At 71.9% G+C, this 25,788-nt stretch carries 14 protein-coding genes; 8 read left to right on the top strand and 6 right to left on the bottom strand.

Translation table 11 applies throughout. From position 1 onward, the window contains the following. Nucleotides 1-25: 25 nt before the first annotated feature. On the bottom strand, nucleotides 26-604 hold the full coding sequence (locus E0F75_RS03910; protein WP_229312485.1) for a hypothetical protein: 579 nt from the start codon (nucleotides 602-604) through the stop codon (nucleotides 26-28). A gap of 201 nt (nucleotides 605-805) precedes the next feature. On the opposite strand from E0F75_RS03910, the gene E0F75_RS03905 reads away from it, so the two are divergent. The 3 genes from E0F75_RS03905 (at nucleotide 806) to E0F75_RS03895 (ending at nucleotide 5,989) form a co-directional block, all read left to right on the top strand. Next, nucleotides 806-3,151, top strand: a complete 2,346-nt coding sequence (locus E0F75_RS03905; protein ID WP_187621054.1) for an LPXTG cell wall anchor domain-containing protein — start codon at nucleotides 806-808, stop codon at nucleotides 3,149-3,151. 169 nt (nucleotides 3,152-3,320) lie between these two features. Next, nucleotides 3,321-4,727, top strand: a complete 1,407-nt coding sequence (locus E0F75_RS03900) for a glycoside hydrolase family 1 protein (RefSeq protein WP_187621053.1) — start codon at nucleotides 3,321-3,323, stop codon at nucleotides 4,725-4,727. Then, nucleotides 4,724-5,989, top strand: a complete 1,266-nt coding sequence (locus tag E0F75_RS03895; RefSeq protein ID WP_187621052.1) for an MFS transporter — start codon at nucleotides 4,724-4,726, stop codon at nucleotides 5,987-5,989. The genes E0F75_RS03900 and E0F75_RS03895 overlap by 4 nt, the downstream gene beginning before the upstream one ends. 54 nt (nucleotides 5,990-6,043) lie before the next feature. Here E0F75_RS03895 and E0F75_RS03890 read toward each other — a convergent pair whose 3' ends face one another. From E0F75_RS03890 to E0F75_RS03880, 3 genes are all read right to left on the bottom strand, one after another. Continuing rightward, the gene (locus E0F75_RS03890) at nucleotides 6,044-8,053 is read right to left on the bottom strand and encodes an alkyl/aryl-sulfatase (RefSeq protein WP_187621051.1); all 2,010 of its coding nucleotides are present in this window, start codon (nucleotides 8,051-8,053) and stop codon (nucleotides 6,044-6,046) included. Nucleotides 8,054-8,122: 69 nt separating this feature from the next. After that, nucleotides 8,123-8,767, bottom strand: a complete 645-nt coding sequence (locus E0F75_RS03885; protein WP_187621050.1) for a TetR/AcrR family transcriptional regulator — start codon at nucleotides 8,765-8,767, stop codon at nucleotides 8,123-8,125. Beyond that, nucleotides 8,764-9,618 carry a dienelactone hydrolase family protein gene (locus tag E0F75_RS03880; protein WP_187621049.1) on the bottom strand — a complete coding sequence of 285 codons (855 nt, stop codon included), beginning with the start codon at nucleotides 9,616-9,618 and terminating at the stop codon, nucleotides 8,764-8,766. Before E0F75_RS03880 ends, E0F75_RS03885 begins: the two co-directional genes overlap by 4 nt. A 176-nt stretch (nucleotides 9,619-9,794) precedes the next feature. On the opposite strand from E0F75_RS03880, the gene E0F75_RS03875 reads away from it, so the two are divergent. Further along, nucleotides 9,795-10,985, top strand: coding sequence for a GlxA family transcriptional regulator (locus tag E0F75_RS03875; RefSeq protein WP_187621048.1), 1,191 nt, complete (start codon nucleotides 9,795-9,797; stop codon nucleotides 10,983-10,985). Here E0F75_RS03875 and E0F75_RS03870 read toward each other — a convergent pair. Together E0F75_RS03870 and E0F75_RS03865 are read right to left on the bottom strand one after the other, a co-directional pair. Next, entirely contained in the window at nucleotides 10,936-11,484 is a 549-nt protein-coding gene (locus tag E0F75_RS03870) for a GNAT family N-acetyltransferase (protein ID WP_187621047.1), read from the bottom strand. The two genes, E0F75_RS03875 and E0F75_RS03870, sit on opposite strands and share 50 nt — an antisense overlap. A 29-nt stretch (nucleotides 11,485-11,513) precedes the next feature. Further along, on the bottom strand, nucleotides 11,514-12,914 hold the full coding sequence (locus E0F75_RS03865; RefSeq protein WP_187621046.1) for a M1 family metallopeptidase: 1,401 nt from the start codon (nucleotides 12,912-12,914) through the stop codon (nucleotides 11,514-11,516). A 666-nt stretch (nucleotides 12,915-13,580) separates the two neighbouring features. Here E0F75_RS03865 and E0F75_RS39920 point away from each other — a divergent pair. The 4 genes from E0F75_RS39920 to E0F75_RS03840 all read left to right on the top strand — a co-directional run. Continuing rightward, nucleotides 13,581-21,737 carry a non-ribosomal peptide synthetase gene (locus tag E0F75_RS39920; RefSeq protein ID WP_187621045.1) on the top strand — a complete coding sequence of 2,719 codons (8,157 nt, stop codon included), beginning with the start codon at nucleotides 13,581-13,583 and terminating at the stop codon, nucleotides 21,735-21,737. Beyond that, nucleotides 21,734-23,449 carry a thioester reductase domain-containing protein gene (locus E0F75_RS03850; protein ID WP_187621044.1) on the top strand — a complete coding sequence of 572 codons (1,716 nt, stop codon included), beginning with the start codon at nucleotides 21,734-21,736 and terminating at the stop codon, nucleotides 23,447-23,449. The genes E0F75_RS39920 and E0F75_RS03850 overlap by 4 nt, the downstream gene beginning before the upstream one ends. Beyond that, the gene (locus E0F75_RS03845; RefSeq protein WP_187621043.1) at nucleotides 23,449-24,642 is read left to right on the top strand and encodes a cytochrome P450; all 1,194 of its coding nucleotides are present in this window, start codon (nucleotides 23,449-23,451) and stop codon (nucleotides 24,640-24,642) included. The genes E0F75_RS03850 and E0F75_RS03845 overlap by 1 nt, the downstream gene beginning before the upstream one ends. 56 nt (nucleotides 24,643-24,698) lie before the next feature. Continuing rightward, on the top strand, nucleotides 24,699-25,788 hold a 1,090-nt coding region (locus E0F75_RS03840; protein WP_187621042.1), incomplete at its 3' end, for an ACP S-malonyltransferase.

The following is a 25,788-nucleotide window of genomic DNA, read 5'->3' as shown; positions in this document are numbered from 1 at the left end:
TTGATCACGACCCTGGGCGTACGGATCACTCCTCGTCGCCGCTGCCGGGATCGTAGTCGTCCAGTTCGGCGCGCAGCGAGGCCGTGCCGGTCGTGGAGCCCTCTCGGAGGAGGGCGAGAAAGCTGCTCAGGGGGTGGTGCTGTGGGCGGGCGTCGTAGTCGATGCCCTCGGGGTCCCGGTACTCGTCCAGCCGGGCGAACGGCACGATGACGTAGGGACGTCGGGACCAGGGGTGGCTGTCGGCGGGGTCGGGATCCAGGCGCCACCGGGTGCCGCGGGTCCGGTTGTGGACCTCGCCGACGTACCAGCAGGCGACCTGGACCAACGGGGTGTGCTCGTGGGCGAACAGGTCGTCGACGGAGGTGACGTGCTCACGGATGAGGGCCTCCACGCGGTCGAGGGAGCGTTCGCCGAAGTCCCATCCGCCGCCGTGGCGGCGGCTCCAGTCGGCGAAGCCCTCCCGCTGCTCGTCCAGCCACGCGCTCAGACGGGGGTTGTCGGCGTGCGCCGTGTCGATGCGCTCGGCGACGGCGTGCTCGTCGTCGGCGGCCCCCTCGCCCCCGTCGGCCCCTTCGTTCTCGTATTCCCGGATTTCATCGCTCACAGCAGCTAAGCCTAGCCCTCCGTGTGACGGCAAGAATCTGGAATCTGCACGGAGTTGACACATGCCACGCCGCCTGAACCGCATTGCGTCGGCAAAGGGAACCCCTAGTATCGGAGCGCTTGTGCAGCGCCTACTTGAGCATCGGGGGCCCTGGCGCCGCACAACCCTGAATCGACCCGTGGGGCTCCCGGGGGAAGCACTGTGAAGCCAGCACGAATAACGCGCCGCTGGCGTGCGCTCAGGAACAGCCTGCTAGCACTCGCCTGTGCCACCGTCATCACGATCACCGGCCAGCCCGTCGGGGGTGTGGCCGAGGCCGCGCCGGCGCCGCCGAAGCTGAAGCCGGGCAAGCGCTGCGACGAGATGTACGGGGTGAAGAACGTGCCCACGGGCGGCCTGCCCCAGGGCGACGCCTCTCGTGCGGTGGACCGTTGGGACACGTACGACTACACTAACCCCGGCCTCCAGTTCGACGGCCTCAATCCCACCCGGGCCGAGCTCGACGCGGCGGGCACCGACTACAAGAAGTACGAGCACAGCGACCCGAGGCGCATCTACGCCCGGTTCAACGCGCAGCGGCGGTGGACGTCCTTCGGCGACTACCTCTCGAAGGTCTACATCCCGAACCAGGGCTACGACGCCCGCGGCAAGGCCTTCATGGCCAAGGTCGTGCGCGAGATGGGCCTGACGGGCCCGGACTGGATCTGCGAGAAGGAGTTCAACTTCGTCGACCCCGACACCGGCGACCGTCATGTGCGCCGGCTGGACGCCTACAACAAGCGCAGCCGGGAGATCGTGGAGGTCAAGTCCAACGGCAGCCCCGACGGCCGCGAGAAGCCCGCGGACCGGGCCTGGGCCAAGCACCAGGGCTGGCGCTCGTACAAGTACACCTACGTCTTCGCCGAGAACCAGACACGCGACGCCAAGAACTTCATGAAGGAGCTCAAGGACACCGCGGGCAAGGACGCGCTCGGCCGCGACCGGGTCCGTACCTACGACTACCAGTCCCACCACAAGGGCGTGCCGCCCAAGGGCACCGAGAACGGTCCGTACCGCGCGAACAGTACGACGATGTCGCCGGGCAACGGCGCCTCCACCGGGTCGCGCGGCTCCGGCAACCAGGTGATCAACCAGTCCCCGGCGAACCCGCGGACCCTCAAGGACCAGCTCGACCGGCTCGGCAAGACCGGCGAGCGCGCCCTGATGAACCGCGGCCTCGGAGGCATCGACTTCACCACCCTCGACCTGCGCTACATCGGCAAGGGCAAGGGCGGCAAGGGCCTGGACTACGCGTTCTCGGCCAAGTCGGTCGAGGACGAGTACGCGGCCGGCTGGGGTGGCCAGGAGAAGGGCAACCTGATCTCCGACGCCTTCTTCACCTGGCTCGCCCTCGACCCGTCCACGTTCTGGGTGAACCTCAACCCGGACGAGCCGAACCGCATCATCGACGCGGGCTTCGGCAAGACCGACGCGGGCCGGGTCCTCCTGGAGGCCGACCTGGAGCTGAAGCACGACATCTTCAAGGCCATGGACCCGGAGACGGAGGCGGGCCGCAGCTTCATGAACGCCCTGCCCCAGCGCAACGGCTTCCCCTGCTGGGCCGGCTTCCGCTACTGGATCGAGCCGGAGACCGCGGTCGTGCGCGAGCAGGACGGCGGAATCCACATCCTCGACACCCCGCTCAAGCTGTCCACGGTGCCGCAGGAGACCACCACGCAGCCGCCCGGCGGGAAGGGCTGCGACCTCACCGAGGCGGAGACGCAGCAGTCCGACCGCGTGCTCGACCGCTACATCACCCCCCTCGTCGCGGAGAAGGTCAACAACGGCGACTACTACGCCGACCTGCGCCGCGTCTACACGGCCAGGGTGGCCGCCGAGTGGGTGCGCCAGAACGCCGCCGACATGCCCGCCGAGTACCGCGGGATCATCAACAGCAACGACGTGAGCCGCTGGCCGCTGCGCGCCCCGCACCAGAACTGGACCGGCAAGCAGGTCTGGGACCGCTACTACAAGGCCTTCACCGAGGGCACGTTCAAGTACAAGTGGTCCAACGGCGAGGAGGTCTACGTCTACACCGTGGGCGGGGTCGACTTCTCCAAGCAGCCCAAGAGCAACATGAACCCGGTGCGCTTCCGCACCGAGCAGCGCTACAAGCCCCGCACGGTCGGCTACGCGGTCGACACGATCGCCGACGACCCGAACAAGGACGGCTATCTGATGTTCGGCGGCAACAGCGCCGGACAGTCCGAGACCGGCACGCCCGGTCCCACCCCCACCCCCACCCCGACCGGTACGGCGAGTCCGACCGCGACCCCGTCCCCGACGGGTACGGGCAAGCCGACGCCGACCCCGTCGGATCCGGGACCGACGGCAAGCCAGTCGCCCGGGGCCACCACCCCGCCCGGTCCGAAGGACCCTGACGGCGGGCTCGCCGACACCGGCAGCAGCACTCCCGTCGGTCTGATCGTCGGCATCGCGGCCGTCGCGATCGGCGCGGGCGGCGCGCTCGTCTGGTGGCGCCGCCGCCGGGCGCACACCGGAAGCTGACCGGTACCGCACCCGTACGGAGGACGGGCCCTTCCCACATGCGGGAAGGGCCCGTTCGCGTCGCGCGTCGGCAAAACCTGAGAATTGTTCACTTTCCATTGACAGGGTGGACCCGGGGAACCGAAAGTGCCGTGAGCAACCCGCACGCCGCCGATCGAAGCGAGTCCTCATGACAGCGCCCGTACCCGAGTTCCCGGCCGGATTCCTCTGGGGAGTCTCCGCCTCCGCCTTCCAGATCGAGGGCTCGCTCACGGCCGACGGCCGCGGCCCCTCCAGCTGGGACGCCTTCACCGGAGAAGAGGGACGCGTCAAGGACGGCTCGCGCGCGGACGTGGCCACCGACCACTACCGGCGCTACCGCGAGGACGTCGCGCTGATGGCCGAACTCGGCGTCGGCGCCTACCGGTTCTCGGTCTCCTGGTCCCGCGTCCTGCCCGAAGGACACGGCCGCGTCAACGAGAAGGGGCTGGACTTCTACGACCGGCTCGTCGACGAGCTGTGCGCCTCGGGCATCGCCCCGGTGCCGACGCTCTTCCACTGGGACACCCCGCTCGCCCTGGAGAAGGACGGCGGCTGGCTCGACCGGGACACCGCCGAGCGGTTCGCGGCGTACGCCTCGGTGGTCGCGGAGCGGCTCGCCGACCGCGTACCCAGGTGGATCACCATCAACGAACCCGCCGAGGTCACCCTCCTCGGCTACGGCCTCGGCGAGCACGCCCCGGGCAGGCGCATGGTCTTCGACGCCCTGCCCGCGGCCCACCACCAACTCCTGGCCCACGGCCTCGGCGTGCAGGCCCTGCGCGCCGCGGGCGCCCGCGAGATCGGCATCGCCGCCTCCCACAGCCCCGTCTGGACCGCCGGCGACAGCGACGACGACCGGGCCGCCGCCGAGCTGTACGACACCCTCACGAACCGCCTCTTCGCCGACCCCATCCTGACCGGCACCTACCCGGCGGGCCTGGACTCGCTCCTCCCAGGCCCGGTCGCGGAGGACCTCAAGGTGATCTCCGCACCCCTCGACTGGTACGGGATCAACTACTACAACCCGATGCTCGTCGGCGCCCCGCAGCCGAACGCCGCAGCACCCACCACCGCATCCGCCGCCGCGGCGTCCGCCGGCTCCTCCTTCGGCGGCATCGAGATTCCGCCGGACCTCCCCTTCGCCATCCGGCAGATCGAAGGACGCGAGATCACCGACTTCGGCTGGCCGGTGGTCCCGGACGGACTGCGTGAACTCCTCGCCACCATGCGCGAGCGTTACGGCGACCGGCTGCCGCCCCTCTGCATCACCGAGAACGGCTGCTCGTACGGCGACGGGCCGGACCCCGAGACGGGGCGCGTCGACGACGCCCGCCGGATCGCGTACCACGACGGCCACGTCCGCGCGCTGCACGAGGCGATGGCCGAGGGCGCCGACGTCCGCGGCTACTTCATCTGGTCGATCCTCGACAACTTCGAGTGGGCGGAGGGGTACCGGCAGCGCTTCGGGCTCGTCCACGTCGACTACGAGACGCTGGCGCGGACGCCCAAGGAGTCGTTCGCCTGGTACCGCGACCTGATCAAGAGCGGCAGATGACCGCCGAGGGGACGGCGGCGGAGGGAACCGCCGCCGAGCCGGCCCCCGAGACCGGTACCCCGGCCGGCGGGCGGTGGGTCGGCGCGCTCTCCCTCGCCAACCTCGGGGTCTGGGTCGGCTGGTTCGGCCCGCTCCAACTGCTGCTGGCGCGCCAGGCCGAGCACCTCACCCCCGACCACAAGGCGTCCACCCTCGCCCTGGTGACGGGAGTCGGAGCTGCGGTGTCGATGGTCGCCAACCCGGTCTTCGGTGCGCTCTCCGACCGGACGACGGCGTCCGTGGGACGGCGGATCCCCTGGGTGGCCGGCGGAGTGGCGGGCGGCGCGGCCGGACTGCTCGTCCTCGCCGCGGCGCAGAGCGTCGCGACCGTGATCGCCGGCTGGTGCCTGGTCCAACTCGCCCTCAACGCGGCCTTCGCCGCGCTCACCGCGGCCGTCCCCGACCAGGTCCCGCAGCGGCAGCGCGGTCTGGTGGGCGGCTGGCTCGGGGTCTCCCAGGTCCTCGGCATCCTGGTGGGTACGGCGCTTGCCACGGTCGCGGGCGGGGTGGTCGGCGGATATCTGGCCTGCGCGGTCTTCACGGTGCTCGCGGCCGTTCCGTACGCCGTGATGCGGCGCGACACCGCGCTCTCCCCGGCCGCCCGGCCGGCCTTCCGGTGGCGGACGTTCCTCGGCGGCTTCTGGATCGACCCGCGCCGCCATCCCGACTTCGGGTGGGCCTGGCTCACCCGGTTCCTGATGAACCTCTCGTACTCCATCAGCACGATGTACCTGCTCTACTACCTGACCGACGCCGTGCGCTACGACGGCGACGCGGACAACGGCGTCCTCATCCTCACGGCGCTCAACGCGCTCACCCTGCTGTCCACGGTGGTGATCAGCGGCATCCGGTCGGACCGCAGCGGCCGGCGGAAGTCCTACGTGATCAGGTCCGGACTCGTCATCTCCGCGGCCACCCTGCTGCTCGCCGTCTGGCAGACCTGGACGGGCGCCGTCGTCGCCTCGCTCGTCCTCGGCCTCGGGTTCGGCGTGTACACGGCCGTGGACTTCGCCCTGCTCACGGACGTGCTGCCGACGGCGGAGGACCGGGGCAAGGACCTGGGCGTCATCAACATCGCCAACGCGCTGCCACAGGTCCTCGCCCCCGTGATCGCGGCCCCGGTCGTCACCCACTTCGGTGGCTACACGGCCCTGTACGCCCTCGCGGGCGCCCTGGCCCTCGCGGGGTCGGTCCTGGTACGCCGCATCCGCTCGGTCGCGTAGACGACGACAGGCCGCCAGGGCGGGCGCGCCGTCCAGCGGCTCCCCCCCCGGGGGTCACGGTGTCACGATCGGGAACTCCGGATCGGGGGCTTCGAGGACCGAGAGCAGCCGGGGGAGGAGCGTGCGGTCCCCTGTCATGGAGATGCCGTCGGTGCCCCTTCCCGCGAGCAGGGAGACGAGCTGGGGCTTGGTCATCGTCAGGGTCAGGTCCGCGTCGGCGGCGGGCCGGGTGTCCTGGGTCCAGGTCAGCAGGCCGTTGGCGAGGCGCAGATGCCAGTGGTCGGCGCCGATGTGCCAGTCCATGGCGATCCGCAGCGACCAGGCCTTCGGGCCGTCGACGCGGACGGCGAGGCTGTCGATGATCTGGCCGACGGTCAGGGCCAGGTACATGTCGGGGCCGAGCGCGGCGGAGGCGTGCGGGGTGATCCCGTGGAGGAGTTCCTGCGCGCCGGTGAGGTAGAAGTTCCGCCAGACGGCGTTCTCGACGGCCTGCCCCAGGCGGGTGTAGAGCGCGGCGAGTTGACGCTTGGCCCGGCTGTCCCGGGGGTCGTTGAAGACGGCGTGGTCGAGCAGGGTGACGGCGAAGCGCAGCTCGCCCCGCTCGGCGTAGTGCCGGGCACGGGCGCGGACCGCGGCCTGACCGCCGAGGGACTCCACCCAGAACCGGGCCTCCTCGACGGGTGGGTGCTCCCAGAGGTGGGCCGGGTTGCCGTCGAACCAGCCCATGTACCGCTGGTACACCGCCTTGACGTTGTGACTCAGCGAGCCGTAGTAGCCGCGATCGGCCCAGACGCCCTCCAGCTGCGGCGGGAGCCGGAAGGTCTCCGCGATCTCGGGGCCGGTGAGGCCCCGGTTGATCAGCCTGACGGTCTGGTCGTGCAGGTAGCCGTACAGGTCCCGCTGGTGGGTGAGGAGGCCGACGATGGCCTCGTTGCCCCAGGTGGGCCAGTGGTGCGAGGCGAAGGCGACGTCGGCGGCGCCGTCGTAGAGGCCGATCGACTCGGTGAGGTAGCCGGCCCAGGCGTGGGCGTCGCGCACCTGGGCGCCGCGCAGGGTGAGGATGTTGTGCATGGTGTGGGTGGCGTTCTCCGCCATGCACACCGCGCGCAGGTCGGGGAAGAGGAAGTTCATCTCCTCCTGGGACTCGGTGCCCGGTGTCATCTGGAACCGGATCCGCACCCCGTCGAGCACGACCTCCTCACCCGTGGCGCCGATGAAGCGGGTGGGCGCGATGAGCCCGACGGTGCCGAGTGAGACCGTGAGCCCGAGCCCGCAGCCGACCTGCGCGCTCGCGTTCTTGGGGAGCGTGGAGCCGTACATGTAGGCGGCGCGGCGGGCCATCGCGGTGCCGACGTACACGTTCTCGCTGACCGCGTGCTCCATGAAACCCTTCGGGGCGAGGACGGGCACGTCCCCGGCGCCGTCCGGCAGCACGCCGCGGCAGCCGCCGAAGTGGTCCACATGCGGATGGGTGTAGATCATCGCCCGGACGGTGCGGTCCCCGCGGTGGGCGCGATAGAGCCCCAGCGCCGCGGCGGCGGTCTCCGCGGAGATGAGCGGGTCGATGACGATGATGCCGGTGTCGCCCTCGACGATCGTCATGTTCGACAGGTCCAGGCCCCTGACCTGGTAGATGCGGTCGGTGACCCGGTACAGGCCCTGGTGTGACAGGAGCCGGGCCTGCCGCCAGAGGCTGGGGTCGACGGTGGCGGGGGCACCATGGCCGTCGTGGCGGCCGTGGCCCTCGCGCCTGTCTCCCGCCTCGGTGAGGAAGCGGTAGGCGTCGGGGTCCCAGGCCGTCTTCCCGGCGGCGGTGGTGATCGGCCCGCCGGTGAACGCGGCGATGAATCCGCGTTCCGCGTCGGCGAAGTCGGCCACGTCGTCGTACGGGAGCCCGTCGGTTCGCGTCGGGGTCCGCACGGGCGTCCGGGTGGGGGTCCCCGTGCCCTGGGGCAGGTGCCCGGCCAGCGCCTGGGCGGTCTGCGGGTTCAGGGAGACGGACGCGGCCGCGGCGCCCATCGCTGCGGCGGCCGCGACGAAGCCGCGCCGGTTCATCGGAGTCATGGCAGGGCACGCCCTTCTCGGTGGGGCTCGGTGGGAGGCCCCACTATTGCAGTCTGACTGCAATACGCGTCAAGGGGTGTGCGGCCCCACTCCCAGGAGCGCCCGCAGCATGCGGTCGATCGCCGCACGGGCCGCCGCCTCGTCGAGCCCCCGGCGGGAGCGCAGGTGGTCCCAGACCGCCCACGACGAGGAGGCCTCAAGGGCGTCGAGCAGCCCCCCGGCCTCCTCGGCGGCCGGCAACCGGCCCAGCTCCGGCGCGAACACCTCCGCGAGGTCCGCCCGGAACCAGTCGTCCCCCTCCGCCATCACCCCGCGCAGGCCCGGCGAGTCCGGCTCCAGACCGAGGCCGATCTTCCGGATCGGCGACATCACCTCGTACATCCGCCCGCGCTGTGCCAGGAGAGCCCCGACCTTGCGTGCCGTCCGCCACGCGGGCGGCACCGGTTCCGCGTGGGCCCGCCACCGCTCGGCCTGCCGCCGGGCCGCCGCCACGTACAGCGCCTCGCGGTCGGCGAAGTGCACGAAGACGGTCCGCTCGGACACCCCCGCCCGCTCCGCGATCGCCTTCCGGGTCGGTTCCCGGCCGCTCTCCGAGATCAGCACGAGCAGCGCGTCGAGCAGCGCCGCGTACGTCCGTTCCGGGTCCCGCCGGCGTCGCCCCCGCGCGGCGGCGTCCGCACGTCCTGGGCCCTTCGCGGCCTCTGTGTCGTTCACCGGCCCATGGTGGCAGAAGGGCGATGCCGGCCGGACGGGTACAGGCGGGCGGTGAGGAAGGCGAGGATCTCGTCGCGGGCCCGGACGGTGGGGTGGCCCGCCTCGTCCACGAGATGGGCGGTCACGACGCTGTGCGGGGTGCCGACCAGGTCGGCGAAGAAGGGCGGCGGGGCCGGGTTCGCGGCGCTGTCCGGGAGGACGCGTCCGTCGAACCTGTCGCCGAGGAGGGCGCGATAGGCGGCGAAGCGCTGCCCCGTGCACCAGCGGTCGCCCTCGAAGCGGTAGGCGAGGACACTGAGTCCGTCGCGGGCGAGCCGGTCACGTACCGCGCGCGCGTCCGCCGGGTCGAGTTCGAGTCCGCCGGGGTCGTCGAGCGGCAGCGACGGGTGGTTGACCACGGGGGCGACGACCGCCGGCTCCAGGGCCATGGTGAGGGCGAAGTTCCCGGTGAAGCACAGGCCGATCGCTCCCGCCCCGGGCCCGCCGCACGCCTCGTGGGCCTGGCGCGCGAGGCCGCGCAGCCACAGCGTCACCGGGCTGGTGCCGCCGCCGGCGAACGCACGGAACTCCGCGCTGACACAGGCACGGCGGACGACCTCCCGGCCGCCCTCGACCGTGGGGAACGCGCCGTCCGTCCCGAAGAGGGAGGGCACATGAACGGTGAAGCCGGCGTCCCGCACCCAGCGGGCGAGCCGCAGGACGTCGGGGCTGATGCCCGGCATCTCGGGCAGCACGACGACGGCGGGCCCGGCGCCGGCCACGTACACCGTCTTCGTCACCCCGTCCACGGCCACGCTCCGGCGGGTGAAGTCGGCGATCGGATCGTCGGTCTTTGTCTCGGTCTCGGTCATGGGCACAGCGTGTCCCGTTGTCCGCCGGTCGGCTGAGGGGCGGGATCGCCAGGAGCGGGGGTAATCTCGCCACGCGGGCCGCCACGCGGGCCGCCGGGTGTGACGCGTGGTGTGACGCCGGGCGTGACGCGGACGGAGCGGACGCGGACTCTGACGCGGACGGGGGCACGGATACGATGGCGGAGGCGACGCGGCGGGCGGCGGCGGAACGTGGCGGCACCGGCTCCGGCTCCGGCAACGGCACCGGCGCCATCCCTGGCCCCGGCTCTGGCCCCGACGACCCCGGCCCCGGTGCGCTGCGGATCGGTGTCCTCGCCTATCCGGGCTGCTTCGCGTCCGAAGTCTTCGGGGTCCCCGACCTGTTGACGATGGCCGCGCACGTCGCCGGACCGGACGCGCCCGGCTACCGGGTGTCGATCGTCTCCCCCCGCCGCAGGGTCACCGCCTCGGGCGGCGCGAGCCTGGACGTGCGTCCGCTGCGCGAGGTCGACGTCCTCGTCGTCCCCGGTTTCGAACTGGCCGCGGTCACGGAGCTCGACGCACGCCTCGCCGGGCTCGCCCCCGAGGTCGCGGCGATCCGGGCGCGGGCCGCGGCCGGCACCGCGGTCGTCTCCCTCTGCGTCGGCGCGTTCCTGCTCGCCGACGCCGGGCTGCTCGACGGGCGCCGGGCCACCACGTCCTGGCTGTACGCCGGTGAACTGGCCCGGCGCTGCCCGGAGGCCGACATCCGGCCCGAGCACCTGGTCGTCACCGACGGGGGCGTCACGACGACGGCCGCCTTCAGCGCCATGTACGACTTCGCGCTGGACCTGATCCGCCGGCACAGCGGCGCCCGGGTGGCCCGGACGACCGCGCGGGTCGCGCTCGTCGACGACGCGCGGACCTCCCAGACCCCGTACGTCGACCCGCGGCTCCTCCCGCAGCCCGGCAGCGCGTTCTCCCAGCGGGTCATGAGGCGGCTCGACCAGAACCTCGCCGAGCGGTACGACCTCGCCGCGCTCGCGGACGCCTTCCGGGTCAGCACCCGCACCCTGCTGCGCCGCTTCGCCGAGGAGACCGGACGCAGCCCGCTGGCGCATCTGCAGGCCTCCCGGGTGCGGCGCGCCCGCCACCTCCTGGAGACCACCGACCGCACCGTCGCCGCCGTCGCCGCGGCCGTCGGCTACCAGGACCCGGGCACCTTCGCCGCGCTCTTCGCCCGCCACACAGGGCACCGCCCGAGCGCTTACCGGGCCGCCTTCCGTCGTGCCGCATCGTCCGACGCGGACCTCGGACCGCCGGCCTCGGACCGCCGATCGCCGGCCTCGGCCTCGGACCTCAGACCTCGGGAAGGGACGGATCGGGCGTCCAGGGGGCCGGTGCGGTGATGGCCCAGCGTTCGTGGTCGCGCCAGCCCCCGTCGATGTAGAGGTAGGCGGGGGAGAGGCCCTCGTGGCGGAAGCCCAGCCGCTGGACCACGGCCAGGGAGGCCTTGTTGCCCGGCTGGATGTTGGCCTCCAGGCGGTGGAGCCGCAGCTCCGTGAACGCGTACTCCAGGGTGGCGGTGAGCCCCTCGGTCATGTAGCCGTGCCCCGCGGACGGGGCGAAGGCCGCATAGCCGAGGGACGCGCCCTGGTAGCGGCCCCGGATGATCGAGTTGATGTTGACCATGCCGGCGGCCGCGCCGGTCTCCTTGACACGGATCAGCAGGCCCCGGTTGGTGCCGTCGTCGAAACGGCGCATCCAGGTCCGGAACTCCTCCGCCGTGGTGGGCAGTTGCATCCAGGGCCCGTGCAGCTCGGCGCTGGCGCGTACGAGCGAGATGAACTCGTCCTGGTCGGAGAGCGTGAGCGGGTGCAGTTCGACCCGTGACGGAGTGATGAGCATGGGCCAACGTTATCTCCGGCCCCCGGCGGTCAGTGGATCCTGTGCTCCGTCCAGAACGGGCCGAGGTCCTTCGGGGTCGCCGCCTGGGCCGCGCGCTTGAAGTCCTCGGTGGTGGCGACGCCCAGCCAGTGGGCCCGTACGTAGCCGCGCAGCATGCCCGCCATCGCCGGGCCGCCCAGTTCGCGCTCCAGGTCGTGCAGGGCGCAGGAGCCGCGCCGGTAGACGACACGGCCGTACTCCGAGCGGCGGCCGTCCGCGTAGTAGGCCATGGACCGGGTGAGGGCGGCCGTGTCGCCGGGCCACATGCCCTCGTCGTCCCAGCAGGTCGTGGTGTCGAGGCGGTAGTAGAGCTCGTTCGCGTACTGGGCGAAGGACTCGTCCAGCCAGGGCGAGGCGAACTGGTCGTTGCCGACGATGCCGTAGAACCACTGGTGGGCGATCTCGTGGACGACGGCGGACCCCTCCGGTTCGGTCCACAGCAGGACGAGACCGGGGAACTCCATGCTGCCGAAGTCGTCGAGGTTGTCGCTCATGACGAGGTCGAGCTCGCCGTACGGGTAGCGCCCGAAGCGCTTGCCGAACTCGTCGACCGAGCCGACGGCGTCCCGGAGGTCGGTGGCGACGCCCTCGGGGGACGTGGTGGCGGTCCAGTACGCGTTCAGCCGGACCCCTCCGGGCGTGGTCACCGTCTTCGAGGCGAAGGGACCCGCCGCCCACGCGAAGTCCCGTACCCCGCGTGCGACGCTGGTGCTGACCGTGCGGCCGGGTGCGCCCGCGCGCCGGACGGTGGTGCCCGTCGCGGGGACGACGAGCGTGCTCGGGTGGTCGAGGACGACCCGGAAGTCACCCGCGAGGGTGTGGAAGCTCTCGCCGAAGCCGACGTCCGGGTCGAGGTGCCGGCCCTGTGCGTCGCGCACCGACAGCAGCGGCAGCGCGTTGCCGAGATAGCGGTACGCGCCGTCCTTGCCGAAGCGGTGGACGCGGTCCGGGACGGTGATCGCGACGTCGAAGGAGACGCTCGCGCGTGCCCCGTACGGCAGGGGCGCCGGCAGGTCGATCCGCAGCGCGGTGCAGCCCACGGTGAGCGGCCGCGGCGTGCCGCCGGCGACCCCGCTCACCCGGACCGGGGAAGGACTGTCCGGGGTCCCGCAGCCGTCCGTGCCGTTGCCCCACAGTCGTAGGTCGACCGAACGCAGCGGAGTGCGGGCGGCGTTGCGGAAGGACACCGTCTGGTGGCCGCTCCAGCGCGAGCCGTCGCCGTCGGCGCGCAGTGCCACCTCGTACGAGGGGCGGTCGGGTGTCGCCGCGCGCACCGTGGCTGTCGAGTCCGTGGGGTCCGCCGGGGCCTGGGCCACGGCCGACTGCGGGACGAGTGACAGGGCGGCTGCGAGGGCGAGCGCCGGCGCCCGCCACATCCTGAGCGAGGTCATGACAAGCACGCTAGAACGTGAGTACGCCCGGATGGGCGGGTTCCGGGGTGAGGCCGCGAAGGCGCGCCGCCGCCACCGTTTGGCGCAACCTTTAATGTCACGTGCTGTGCGGACACGCCGTGTCGAGGTGACCTTCCGCTGTCGCGCTTCCCGTCGCGGTCGATGTTTCGCAATGGAATGGCCAAGTCCCTTCGATAGCTCGGTAAACACCACGGGCGACCGGCGTCGATTCGCGACCGCAACGGCTTGACACGACTTGTGGTCTATGGCTGGCTGGGGACCGGTCGTGCGCGGGAACCCTTCGAGAGAACGGTCTTCGGGCGTGATGTTCTGCCCGGCGCTCTGGGTGCCGGGTCAACGGGGAGTGCCATCATGTGGCACACACAGGGATATCGGGGGATATCTATGTTCACGCGTAGCCGGCCCGGCTCGGCGCCTTCCGCACGCCGCCGTTTGTAGCGGCTCTCACCGAGCTCTCGCGGCTCGCCGAAGGCGGCCCGCGCCGCCACAGTCTCCACAGGCTGCAAGCACTCAGTGCGCAGCACTTCTGCCCTGCTCCGCCCCGCCCTGCCCGCGTCGTCGTGCGGCAGGGGCGGCAGGAGGCGTGCGCCTTCTTGGAACCGAATGATGGAGTGACTCGTGAAGAGTTTTGCCGGGCGCTTACCCGTGTCCGCCGCGCAGCACGAAGTGTGGATCGCCCACCAGATGGACACCGGAGGCGCCCTCCACAACTGCGGGGGACACGTCGAGATCCGGGGGCGGCTGGACGAGGGACACCTGGCCGAGGCGGTCCGGAGGGCCGTCGGCGAATCCGATGCCTTACGCGTTCGGTTCGTTGCTGATGAGAAGGGCCACCCGTGGCAGTGGCCGACCGATGTCGATGCCCCGCTCGACCTCAGGGATTTCAGCGGGGAGCGCGATCCCCTGGGTGCCGCGGAGGAGTGGGCGCGGTCGGACCTGGCCACTCCGGTCGACCTCACGAAGGACGTGTTGTTCACTCACACGCTGCTCCGTCTGGCCCCGGACCACTTCCTCTTCCATCTCCGTTACCACCACATCGTGTTGGACGGATACGGCCAGGTCCTCCACTGGCGCAGGCTCGCGCAGATCTACACCGCGCTCGAGCAGGGCGCGCCGGTCCGCGAGAGGACCGCCGGCACACTCCGTGATCTCCTCGACGAGGAAGCCGAGTACCGGGATTCGGAGGCCCAGGACAGTGACCGCGCCCACTGGCTGGGCGGCGTGGCCGAGTGGCCCGAGCGCATCAGCCTGAGCGACCGAGGGACCGGAACGTCCCGGCCGGCCGAGCGGTTCCAGCCCCCCGTGCGGGTCGAGCGGATCGACGAGATGGCTGCCACGTACGGGACACCGTGGGCGGTCGTCGTACTGGCGGCGACGGCCGCGTATCTGCACCGGATCACCCGGCAGGACGAGATCGTCGTCGGACTTCCGGTACGGGCCCGGACCACGCGCACCGCGCTGACCACGCCCGGCATGCTCGCCAACGTCCTTCCGCTGCGGCTGTCCCTACGGTCCGACATGCCGTTCCGTGAGCTCGTCCAGCACGTCGCGGCACGGGCCGGCGAGGTGCTCGCGCACCAGCGGTTCCGCGGCGAGGTCCTCCAGCGGGAGCTCAGGCGGACCGGTGCGGCCGAGGAGTCCTCGGGTGTCGTCGTCAACGTGGTGTCGTTCGACGGACGACTGCGCTTCGGCGAACTCCAGGGCGCTGTACGTCAGTTGTCCTCGGGGCCCGTGCACGACCTCTCGATCGAGTTCTTCGGTGGCGCCGACGGCGCGGACCTCCACATGTCGTTCGACCCCAACCCGGAACTGCACGACGCCGCTACCGTGACCGCGCACCGCGAACGGTTCGCCGCCTTCCTGGCGACCCTCGTACGGGCGGACGCGCAGGTGTCCGTGGGGGAGATCGAGGTGCTGACCGCCTCCGAGCGCTCCCTGGTGGAGTCGGAAGTCGACGCCCACGCACGGGACTTCGATCTGACCCGGCCCCTCCACGAGCTGATCGAGGACCAGGCCGACCGTACGCCGGACGCCGTCGCCGCGGAGACCGAGGACGGCTCGCTGACCTACCGCGAGCTCGTCGGCCGGGCCCGGAGCCTCGCCGCCCGTCTCCGCTCCGACGGGGTGGCGGCGGGCCAGGTGGTGGGCGTGTACGACGAGCGTTCGCTCGACCTGGTGGTGGAGCTGCTCGCGGTGCTGATGTCCGGGGCGGCCTACCTGCCCCTGGACCCCGAACTCCCCGTCTCCCGGGTGGCGTTCCAGATCGAGGACTCCGGAGCCCGGATCGTCCTGACCCGATCGGACCTCGCCGAGAGGCTCGCCGGTGCCGGTGCCGGTGCCGGTGCGGATGCGGGCGCTCTTGCCGGTGTCGAGGTCGTCGCCGTCGACACGCTGCTGCCCACGCTGCCCGAGTCCGGCGCGCTCCTGCGCACGGCAACACCCGAGGACACCGCGTACGTCATCTACACCTCGGGGTCGACCGGCCGGCCCAAGGGCGTCGCCGTACCGCACCGCGGTGTGGTCAACCGGCTCCTATGGATGCAGGAGGAGTACGGCCTCGGCGCGGACGACCGCGTCCTGCAGAAGACGCCCTTCACCTTCGACGTCTCGGTCTGGGAGTTCTTCTGGCCCCTGCTCACGGGCGCCGTGCTCCATCTGGCCGCCCCCGGCGCCCAGCGTGACCCGCGGGCGCTCGCCGACGTCATCCGCAGGCACCGGGTCACCACGGTGCACTTCGTCCCCTCGATGCTCGACCTCTTCCTCGCGGAACCCACGAGCCGGGACATGCCGGCCCTGAACCGTGTCGTCTGCAGCGGCGAGGCCCTGCGCCCGGAGACCGTGGGCCGGTTCTTCGAGCGGTACGGCACCGGCCCCGAACTGCACAACCTGTACGGGCCGACCGAGGCGTCCATCGACGTCACCCACTGGCGGTGCGCCCCGGAGGACGCCCACGGGCCGGTGCCCATCGGGCGGGCGGTCGCCAACACCAGCCTGTACGTACTGGACCGGGAGGGGCGCCCGCTGCCCCACGGCATCGCCGGCGAGCTGCACATCGGCGGCGTCCAGGTCGCCTCGGGATACCTCAACCGCCCGGAGCTCACCGCGGCGAGCTTCGTCGACAACCCCTTCGGCCCCGGCAGGCTGTACCGGACCGGAGACCTCGCCGTGCTCCGTGAGGACGGGGTCGTCCTCTACCGGGGGCGCCTCGACCATCAGGTGAAGGTGCACGGATTCCGCATCGAGCCCGGCGAGATCGAGTCCGCGCTGCTCGGCCACCCGGCCGTCGAGCAGGCGGTGGTCACGGCGCCCCTCGGCGACGACGGCCAGCGCCGGCTCATCGCCCACGTCGTGCCCGACGGCGCCGCGCCGGAACCGGCCGAGCTCCTGGAGTGGCTGCGGGAGCGCCTGCCCGCCTACATGGCCCCGGCGCACTTCGTCACCCTCGACGCCCTGCCCCTGCTGTCCAACGGCAAACTGGACCGCAAGGCGCTGCCGATGCCGGACACCCGGCCGGTCCGCACCGTGACGCCGCCGGAGACCGCCGAGGAGAGCCTGCTCCACCAGGCGTGGCGCACGGTCCTGGGCATCGACGAGATCGGCGTGGACGACTCGTTCTTCGTGCTCGGCGGCGACTCCATGCACGCCATCCGGGTCCGGGCGGAGGTCGAGCGGGCCGGCCGTACCTTCGAGGTCGCCGACCTGCTCCAGGGGCCCTCGATCCGCGAACTTGCCCGTATCGTCAGGCCGTTGGATGAACATGAGTCCTCCGCCGACCGCGTACCGTTCGGGCTGCTGTCCGCGGCGGACCGGCTGCTGCTGCCGGACGGGCTCGACGACGCCTACCCGCTCAGTGCCATGCAGGCGGGCATGCTCTACCACGCGGCCTACGCCGAGGACTCCTCGGTGTACCGGGTGGTGACCAGTGCACGCGTGGCGACCCGCCTCGACCCGGACGCCCTGCGGGCCGCGATCGACGACACCGCCGCCCGGCACCCGTCCCTGCGCTGCTCCTTCGACCTGGCCCGCTTTTCCGAGCCCCTGCAACTGGTGCACGGCCACGTCGAGATCCCGCTGGAGACCGGCCTTGACCTCGGCGGCCTGGACGACGAGGCCCGGTCGCGGGCCGTGACGGACTGGGTCGAGGAGGCCAAGTCCACCCGCTTCGATCCGGAGATCGCGCCCCTGCTGAAGTTCGTGGCGCATCCCTGCGGACCCGAGGCGTTCGAGCTGTCGGTGATCGAGCACCACGTCGTCCTCGACGGGTGGAGCGACATGCGCATGCTCGAAGAGGTGGTCGACCACTACCGGGCGCGCCTCGCCGGCGAGGAACTCCGCCTGCCACCCGTCCGCTCCGCCTACCGGGACTTCGTCGCCGCGGAGCGCCGCGCCCTGGCGGACGAACGGGCACGCGACTACTGGACCGGACTGCTGCGCGGCGCCGAGCCCACCCGGCTGGTGTCCCGCACCACAGGACAGGAACACCCCGACGGAGCACGACCGGCCGCGAACCACCGGTACGACGTACCGGTCGACGACGAGGTGGCCGCGGCGCTGCGGTCCCTCGCCGGACGCGAGGGACTGCCGCTCAAGTCGCTCCTCGCCACCGCGCACGTCGCCGTGCTGCGGCTGGTCGGCGGGGACGACGAGGTGCTCACCGGCGTCGTCGCCAACGCCCGGCTGGAGGAGGAGGGCGGCGACGAGACGATCGGTGTCTTCCTGAACACGCTCCCGCTGCGCCTCGACGTGTCCACCGCCACGCTCCTGGACACCGCGCGACGGGTCTTCGACCACGAGCGCCGGTCCGCGGCCCACCGCCGCTACCCCTTCGCGCAGATGCAGCACGACGTGGGCGAGGGCCTCCAGCTGGACAGCTACGTCAACTTCATGGACTTCCACCGCGACCGGCACCGGTCGGCGGACGGTCTCATGACCGTCACCGTGGGCGTCGCCGAGACCAACTACCCGCTGGCCGTGAACTTCCTGATCGACCCCGAGCTCGGCCGGCTCCAGCTCTGGCTCGACTGCGACCTCGCCGTCCTGCCCGAGGAGTTCTGCGCCCGCCTCGCCGGCTACTACGAGCGTGCCCTGGCGGCCGTGGCCCGGCAGCCGGCGGAACGGATCACCTCCGTCGACCTCATGGCTCCGGCCGAGCACGCCCAGCTGGCCGCGTGGAACGACACCGCCGTCACGTACGACCCCGACGACACCGTGCACGGACAGTTCGAGCGCCAGGTGTCGGCGCACCCGGACGCGATCGCGGTCGCCCATCGCTTCGACGAGCTCAGCTACGCGGAGCTGGACTCCCGTGCGAACCGCCTCGCACACCATCTGCGCGGTCAGGGCGTCGGACGGGGAGACCTGGTCGGCGTGAGCCTGCGCCGCGGTCCCGACCTCGTCGTCGCCCTCCTCGCGGTGCTCAAGAGCGGTGCCGCGTACGTGCCGATGGACCCGTCGTTCCCCGGCGGACGGCTCGCGGACATCGCCGCCGACTCCGGCATCGGCTGTCTGGTCAAGGGGCCGGGCACACCCGACGGGATCACCGCACCGCGTGTGGTGGACATCGCCGCGGACGCGAAGACGATCGAGCGGGCGCCGGCCACACCGCCGGATATCGAGGTCTCCGGCGACGACACGGCGTACGTGATCTACACCTCCGGCTCGACCGGCAAGCCCAAGGGCACCGCCCTCCGGCATCGCAACGCCGTCAACTTCTTCGCCGGCATGGACGAGCGGGTCGGCTGCGACGGCCAGGACGTCGTCCTCGCCGTCACCAGCGTCTCCTTCGACATCTCGGTCCTCGAACTGCTCTGGCCGCTCACCCACGGTGCCAAGGTGGTCGTCGCGGGAGAGCGGGTCATCACCCGTCTCGTACCTCAGTCGGAGACGAGGGAGCGGCCCCTCGGATTCAGTCTCTTCTTCTTCGCCGCGTCCGCGGGAGCCTCCCACCGCGAGGGCTACCAGCTGGTCCTCGACGCCGCCAGGTACGCCGACACCCACGGATTCGAGGCCGTGTGGACGCCCGAGCGGCACTTCCACGAGTTCGGCGGCCTCTACCCCAACCCCTCGGTGATGTCGGCCGCGCTTGCCACCATCACCGACCGCATCGCCCTGCGCTGCGGCAGCGTCGTCTCCCCGCTGCACGACGCGGTACGCATCGCCGAGGAGTGGGCGCTCGTCGACAACCTCTCGGACGGCCGGGTCGGCCTCGCGTTCGCCGCCGGCTGGAACTCCAACGACTTCGTCCTGCGGCCCGAGAACTTCCCGGTACGCAAGGAGCTGATGTCCGAACAGCTCGCGGAGTTCCGCAAGCTGTGGCGCGGCGAGCCGGTGCGGCGGATCGGCGGCAGCGGCGAACCCGTCGACGTACGGATCTTCCCCGCACCCGTCCAGGCGGAGCCACCGGTCTGGCTCACCTCGGTCGGCACCGTGCAGACCTTCGAGAAGGCCGGCGCCTCCGGCGCGAACCTGCTCACCCACCTGTTCGGCCAGAGCCCCGACGACCTGGCGGAGAAGATCAAGGCGTACCGGCAGGCCCGCGAGGCCGCCGGGCACACCGGGCCCGGACAGGTCACCGTCATGGTGCACACCTTCATGTCGGACGACACGGAGCGGGCCAGGGAGCAGGCACGCGAGCCCTTCCGCGAGTATCTCCGCAGCTCCACCGAGCTGTGGCGCACCCTCTTCGCCTCCACCGGCAAGGACCTCCCGGAGATGGGTGCCGAGGAGCAGATCGACGCGGTCATCGACATGGCGATCAACCGGTACTTCGAGACCTCCGGCCTGTTCGGATCCCCGGACACCTGCGTCGAACTCGTCCGCGCGCTGGCCGCCGCCGGTGTCGACGAGATCGCGTGCCTGGTCGACTTCGGTGTCGAGGCGGAGGCCGTCCTCGAGAGCCTCACCTGGGTCGACCGCCTCCGCGACACCCATGACACCGAGGTCGCCGAGGGCGCCCACTCCTTCGCCGAACTCTGCGAACGCCACGGGGTCACCCTCGTCCAGGGCACCCCCTCGCTCCTCACCGCGGTGGCCGCCGAACCCGCCGCCCTGGAGGCACTGCGGGGCCTGCGCGCCCTGCTGATCGGCGGCGAGGCCTTCCCCTCGGGCCTCGCGCGGCGACTGCTCGAAGCCCTGCCCGAGGTACGGATCCACAACATGTACGGCCCCACCGAGACCACGATCTGGTCGACGGTGCACGAACTGGACGCGCGCCGTGACGCGACGGCCGACAGCATCTCCATCGGCCGTCCGATCGCCAACACCGAGGTGCGCGTGGTCGACGACCGCGGCCGGCCCCTCCCCGTCGGCGTCTCCGGCGAACTCTGGATCGGCGGGGACGGCGTCGCCGCGGGATACATCGGGCGGCCGGAGCTGACCGCCGAGCGGTTCGTCACCGGCGTGGACGGCACCGGCCGGTTCTACCGGACCGGTGACCGGGTGCGCCGCCGCGCCGACGGCAGCCTGGAGTTCCTGGGCCGGGTCGACCGGCAGGTGAAGATCCTCGGTCACCGTGTCGAGCCCGACGAGGTGGAGAGCGTCCTCTCGCGCCACCCACGGCTCGACGCGGTCGCCGTCACCGCCGTCGACGGAGCCAACGGCACGGAACTCGTGGCCTACGTGTCTCCCGCCGACTCCCTGTCCGACGCCTCGGTGCAGGACGCGCACGTCCGCAGCTGGGGCGAGGTCTGGGAGAGCGCCTACACCGCGTCCGACGGCTCCCCGGAGGACGGCGGCGAGTTCGCGGGCTGGCTCAGCAGCTACACCGGCGACCCCATCCCCGTCCCCGAGATGCGGGAGTGGCTGGGGCACACCGTCGACCGGATCCGTGCGCTGCGCCCCACCGCGCTCGCCGACATCGGCGTCGGCGTCGGGCTCGTCCTGCGGAACCTGGTCGACCAGGTCGGCGAGTACCACGGCGTGGACCTCTCGCCCGCCGCGCTCACCGCGGCGGCCGCCTCCCTGGGACGACCGCTCCCCGCGCACGTACACCTGGAGCAGTCGGGTCCCGAGTACCTGGCGCGCCTCGCGCCGGGAAGCCTGGACACGGTGGTGATCAACTCGGTGGCGCAGTACTTCCCCGGGACCGACTACCTGCGCACCGTGCTCACCGACGCGGTGCGCGCCGTACGGCCCGGCGGCGCGGTCTTCGTCGGCGACGTCCGCTCGGTCGAGATGCTGCCCGAGTTCCACACCGCCGTGACGCTGCACCGGGCCGGACCGCTCCAGACGGTCGAGGAGATCCGGTCCGCGGTCTCCCGCCGGCTCCAGGAGGAACGGGAACTCTGCCTGTCCCCGGCCTTCTTCCACCGGCTCGCCGCCGACCTCGACGGCGTCGGCGAGGTCCGGGTCGAGCTGAAGCGGGGGGCGGCGGACAACGAGCTCTCCCTCTTCCGTTACGACGTGACCCTGCTGACCGGCGACCGGCCGGCGACCGCCGCGCCCGGGCGCCGTCTCCCCTGGGACGCGCTCGACAGCGGTCTCGACGGCGTACGCCGCCGACTGGCCGGCAGCGCCGAGGGCCTGGTGGTGACGGGCATCCCCAACCGGAGGCTGCTGCGCACCGCGGCCGCGGTCCGCGCGCTTGAGGAGACCGACGGCGCGGCCACCGGCTGGGACCTGGAACGGCTCCTGTGGGACCTGGACGACGAGGCCGGAGCCCGTCCGGAGGAGCTGTTCGACCTGGCCGCCGAGCAAGGACGCCAGGTCCGGGTCCTGGTGCCACCGGACGGCCGACTGGACACGTTCGACGCGGTCTTCGGTACGCCGACACCCGCCCACGACGACGCTGAGGACACGGCATGAGCGCGACCCGACCCCTCGCCAACGACCCGCTCACCTCGGCCTGGGCGGCGGGACTGCGCTCCTCCCTCCGCGCCTACGCGAGGACGCACCTCCCCGACGCCATGGTCCCGGCGCACTTCGTGGTGCTGCCGGAACTGCCGAAGCTGCCCAACGGCAAGGTGGACCGCGGGAGCCTGCCCCCGCTGACGGCCGAGGAGACCCCCGAGACCGCCTTCGTCGCGCCCCGCACCCCGGTGGAGACACAGCTCGCCCGGATCTGGCAGGACCTCCTCGGCCTGCCGAAGGTCGGGGTGGAGACCAGCTTCTTCGACCTGGGCGGCGACTCCCTGACGGTCCTCCAGATGACCGCCCAGGTACGGGAGGTCTACGACGTGCGCCTCGACCTCCGCAGGATGTTCGAGGACCCCACCGTCGCCCAGCTGGCGCGGATGGTCAGCTCCCAGGCCGACCCCACGGTGACCGGGGCCGGCAACCCCCGGGGCGTCACGAGCGAGGCCATGTCGGCCGACGCCGTACTGCCGGCCGACATCGTGCCCGAGGACGGGGCCGCACCGGCGTCGACGGGTCCGTACCGCACGGTCCTGCTCACCGGCGGCACCGGATACACCGGGGCCTTCCTGCTCCGCGAACTGCTCGACCGCTCGGCCGTCACGGTGCACGTCCTGGTCCGCGCCGACGGGCCGGACCAGGCGGGCGAGCGGGTGCTCGGGAACCTCGCCGAGTACGGGCTGCTGCGGGACGGGGACGAGGAGCGCGTCGTCGGCGTCCCGGGCGACACCGGGCGCCCCTACCTCGGGCTGACGAAGGCGGCCTACCACGAGCTGGCCGCCGAGGCGGAACTGATCATCCACAACGCGGCGATCTCCAGCTGGATCGTCCCCTACGCCAAGATCAAGCCGGTCAACGTCTTCGGCGCCCTGGAAGTGCTGCGGCTCGCCTGCCGCACGCGGATCAAGGCCGTGCACTTCGTCTCCACGATCGGTGTGTACCCGGGCCACGAAGGGGAGCGCAGCTGGGCGGAGACCCGGCTCACCGAGGCCGACCACGTCGTCGGCGGCTACCGCCAGTCCAAGTGGGTCGCGGACAGCCTGATGCTCCAGGCCCGCGATCGCGGTGTGCCGGCCCATGTGTACCGCCTCGGCGCCATCACGGGATCGCAGACCACCGGAGCCTGCTCGTCCGACACCTTCATCAACCACCTGATCAAGGGCTGCGTCCAGCTGGGCGCCTATCTGGACTACGACCTGCTCCTCGACCTCGTGCCGGTGGACTTCTGCGCGGCCACGGTGGTGCACACCGCGCTCTCCGGAGGCCGCGCGGAACCCGTCCTCAACGTCCCCAGCGCCGGATCCGTCGGCATGAACGAGATCTTCGAGCTGATCGTCGCCTACGGCTATCCGCTGCGCCGCCTCGACTACCGGAGCTGGTACCGCGAACTCGCCGCCGCCGTGGAACGCGGCGAGGAGAACGAACTCGCCCTGTACCTCCCGCTGTTCGGCGCCGACCAGCCGGCCGAGGAGGTCGGCTACGGGGGCAGCAGGCCGGAGTTCCGCACCGACAACCTGCGCGCCGCGCTCAACGGTTCGGACATCGCGTGCAAGCCGGTCGGCCGCGAACTGTTCGACCTCTACCTCGACTACTTCGTCTCGTCGGGCTTCCTGCCCGCCCCTCCCGGTGGCACCGCCCGCCCCCAGACCCAGTGGAGTTCGTGATGACCGCTCCCGCCGTACCCGCCTTCCCGATGCCCCGTCGGCACCCGCTCGACCCGCCGCCCCAGTACGGCGAACTCAGCGCCGAGCAGCCGGTCTTCCAGGTGCGGACACCGCGCGGCGAGGACGTCTGGGTGGTGACCCGCCACGCGGACGCACGCGCCGTGCTCACCGACACCCGGTTCAGCTCCGACCCGAAGACACCCGGATACCCCTCCTACATCTCGGGCGACACCCCGCTCCCGCCCGGCTTCTTCCTCAACCAGGACGCACCGGACCACACCCGGCTGCGCCGCCTGGTCACCCGCGAGTTCCTGATCACCCAGATGGAGGCGAAGCGGCCGAGGATGCAGGCCATCCTCGACAAGCTCCTCGACGACCTGGTGCGCCAGGGGAACTCCGCCGACCTCGTCACACAGCTGGCCCTCCCGATGGCCGCCACCGTGATGTGCGAGCTCCTCGACGTCCCGTACGAGGACCACCGGATCTTCGTCACCCTCACGGACACCATCCTCGACCGCAGCAGCACCCCCGAGCAGGCCGAAGGCGCCGCCCGCGAGCTCATGGCGTACTTCGACGAGGTGGTCACGGCCCGGGAGCAGAAGCCGACCGACGACATGCTCGGCCGTCTCGTGGCACAGGAGGAGGCGGGACGGATCAGCCACGACGAGTTCGTCGGCCTGGCCGCCCTCCTCATGCTCTCCGGCTACGACACCATGGCCCAGATGATCGGCCTGGGCACGGCCACCCTCCTGGAGCACCCCGACCAGCTGGACGCCCTCAAGGCCGACCCGTCGCTGTACCCGCAGGCCATCGAGGAACTGCTCCGCTACCTCTCCATCAACCACGCGGGCCTGCCCCGCGCCGCCACCGAGGACCTCACCGTCGGCGGACAGGAGATACGGGCGGGGGAGGGCGTCCTGGTGATGATCAACGCCGCCAATCGCGACGCGACGGTCTTCGACGAGCCCGACACCTTCGACATCCACCGCAAGGACCCGCAGGCCCACGTCGCGTTCGGCCACGGCTTCCACAAGTGCATCGGGCTGACGCTCGCCCGCGTCGAGCTGAGCACCGTGTTCGCCGGCATCTTCGGCCGCCTGCCCACGCTCAAGCCCGGCCGCCCGCTCGAGGACCTGCCGTTCCGGCACGACATGGTGCTGTACGGAGTCCGCGGACTGCCCGTCACCTGGTGACGCCTCCCGGTGCATCCAGGCCATGCCACTCACCTCACGAAGGAATCGAAGGACGCATGATGGCGGTTGAAACGGTCTTCCTCCTGCCCGGCCAAGGGGGTTACACCCCGGGGCTGTTCGCCGGCGACGACTCGCCCGAGGTCGCGGAGGTCCTCGACACGGCCGACCGGATCGCGGCCGAGTTCGGACGCGGCGGGGTCTCCCACCTGCTCAGGCAGCCCGACGCGCCCCCCGCGGCGGACCTGGTGCGCGCGGACTCCTTCGCCCTGCAACTCGCCGTGTTCGCCGCGGCCGTCGGCAGCTTCCGCATCGCGGAGCGACAGGACACACCGGACGTCGTGGTCGGGCACAGCATGGGGGAGATCGCCGCGCTGACGGTCACCGGAGCGTTTACCCCGGCCGACGGGGCACGCCTGGTGTGCCATCGCTCGGAGGCCCTCCTGGCGCACTGCCCGTCGGACGGCGGCATGGTGGCGCTGGAACTGCCGGCCGCCCGCGCGGCCCACCTGGTGGGCGCCGTAGCCGATCGGGGACTGGCCGTCGCCGTCTCCAACGCGCCGCGTCAGACGGTGGTGTCGGGGCCCGACGAGGCGGTGGAGGTCGTCGCGCGGCTCGCCGGCGCGCTGGGCGTCCAGGCCACCCGGCTGAACGCTCCGTTCCCCTTCCACAGCCCGATGCTCGCGATCGCCGCGCACGCCTTCGGCGAAGCCATCACCGGCATCCGGCAGCACCCCCTGCGCGCCGCGGTGTACTCCCCGGTGGCCGGCGGCTACGTCCAGGACGACTCCGACCTCAAGGCCCTGCTCGTCCGGCAGCTCACCACCTCGGTGGGGTTCATGGCCGCCGTGCGCGAGCTGCACGCCGACGGCGCGCGGCGGTTCGTCGAGTGCGGCCGGGCGGGTCTTTCGGGACTCGTCCGGCGCAGCGTGCCGGAGGTCGACACGACCAGCACGGTCCGGACCTCCCGGAGCACCGTCACCGCCGCCCCGGTGGGCACGCTCACGGACTCCGCGCCGGCCGGACCGGCTCCGGTGGTCGAATCCGCTCCGGCGGCCGACCCCGCGCCGCTGGTGCTCGACGAGTTGCGGGAGCTGTACGCGTCGGCGCTCGGTTATCCGGTGGAGGTGATCACGGGGGATGCGGATC

It is taken from the genome of Streptomyces sp. CB02980, from assembly GCF_014451325.2.
Classification (GTDB): Bacteria; Actinomycetota; Actinomycetes; order Streptomycetales; family Streptomycetaceae; genus Streptomyces.
This window is presented reverse-complemented; position numbering and strand designations above follow the sequence as displayed.

Coding starts and splice junctions, on each gene's coding strand:
- E0F75_RS03865 (WP_187621046.1), bottom strand. CDS start 12,914: ATGACCTCGCTCAGGATGTGGCGGGCGCCGGCGCTCGCCCTCGCAGCC.
- E0F75_RS03845 (WP_187621043.1), top strand. CDS start 23,449: ATGACCGCTCCCGCCGTACCCGCCTTCCCGATGCCCCGTCGGCACCCG.
- E0F75_RS03900 (WP_187621053.1), top strand. CDS start 3,321: ATGACAGCGCCCGTACCCGAGTTCCCGGCCGGATTCCTCTGGGGAGTC.
- E0F75_RS03870 (WP_187621047.1), bottom strand. CDS start 11,484: ATGCTCATCACTCCGTCACGGGTCGAACTGCACCCGCTCACGCTCTCC.
- E0F75_RS03895 (WP_187621052.1), top strand. CDS start 4,724: ATGACCGCCGAGGGGACGGCGGCGGAGGGAACCGCCGCCGAGCCGGCC.
- E0F75_RS03850 (WP_187621044.1), top strand. CDS start 21,734: ATGAGCGCGACCCGACCCCTCGCCAACGACCCGCTCACCTCGGCCTGG.
- E0F75_RS03890 (WP_187621051.1), bottom strand. CDS start 8,053: ATGACTCCGATGAACCGGCGCGGCTTCGTCGCGGCCGCCGCAGCGATG.
- E0F75_RS03875 (WP_187621048.1), top strand. CDS start 9,795: ATGGCGGAGGCGACGCGGCGGGCGGCGGCGGAACGTGGCGGCACCGGC.
- E0F75_RS03880 (WP_187621049.1), bottom strand. CDS start 9,618: ATGACCGAGACCGAGACAAAGACCGACGATCCGATCGCCGACTTCACC.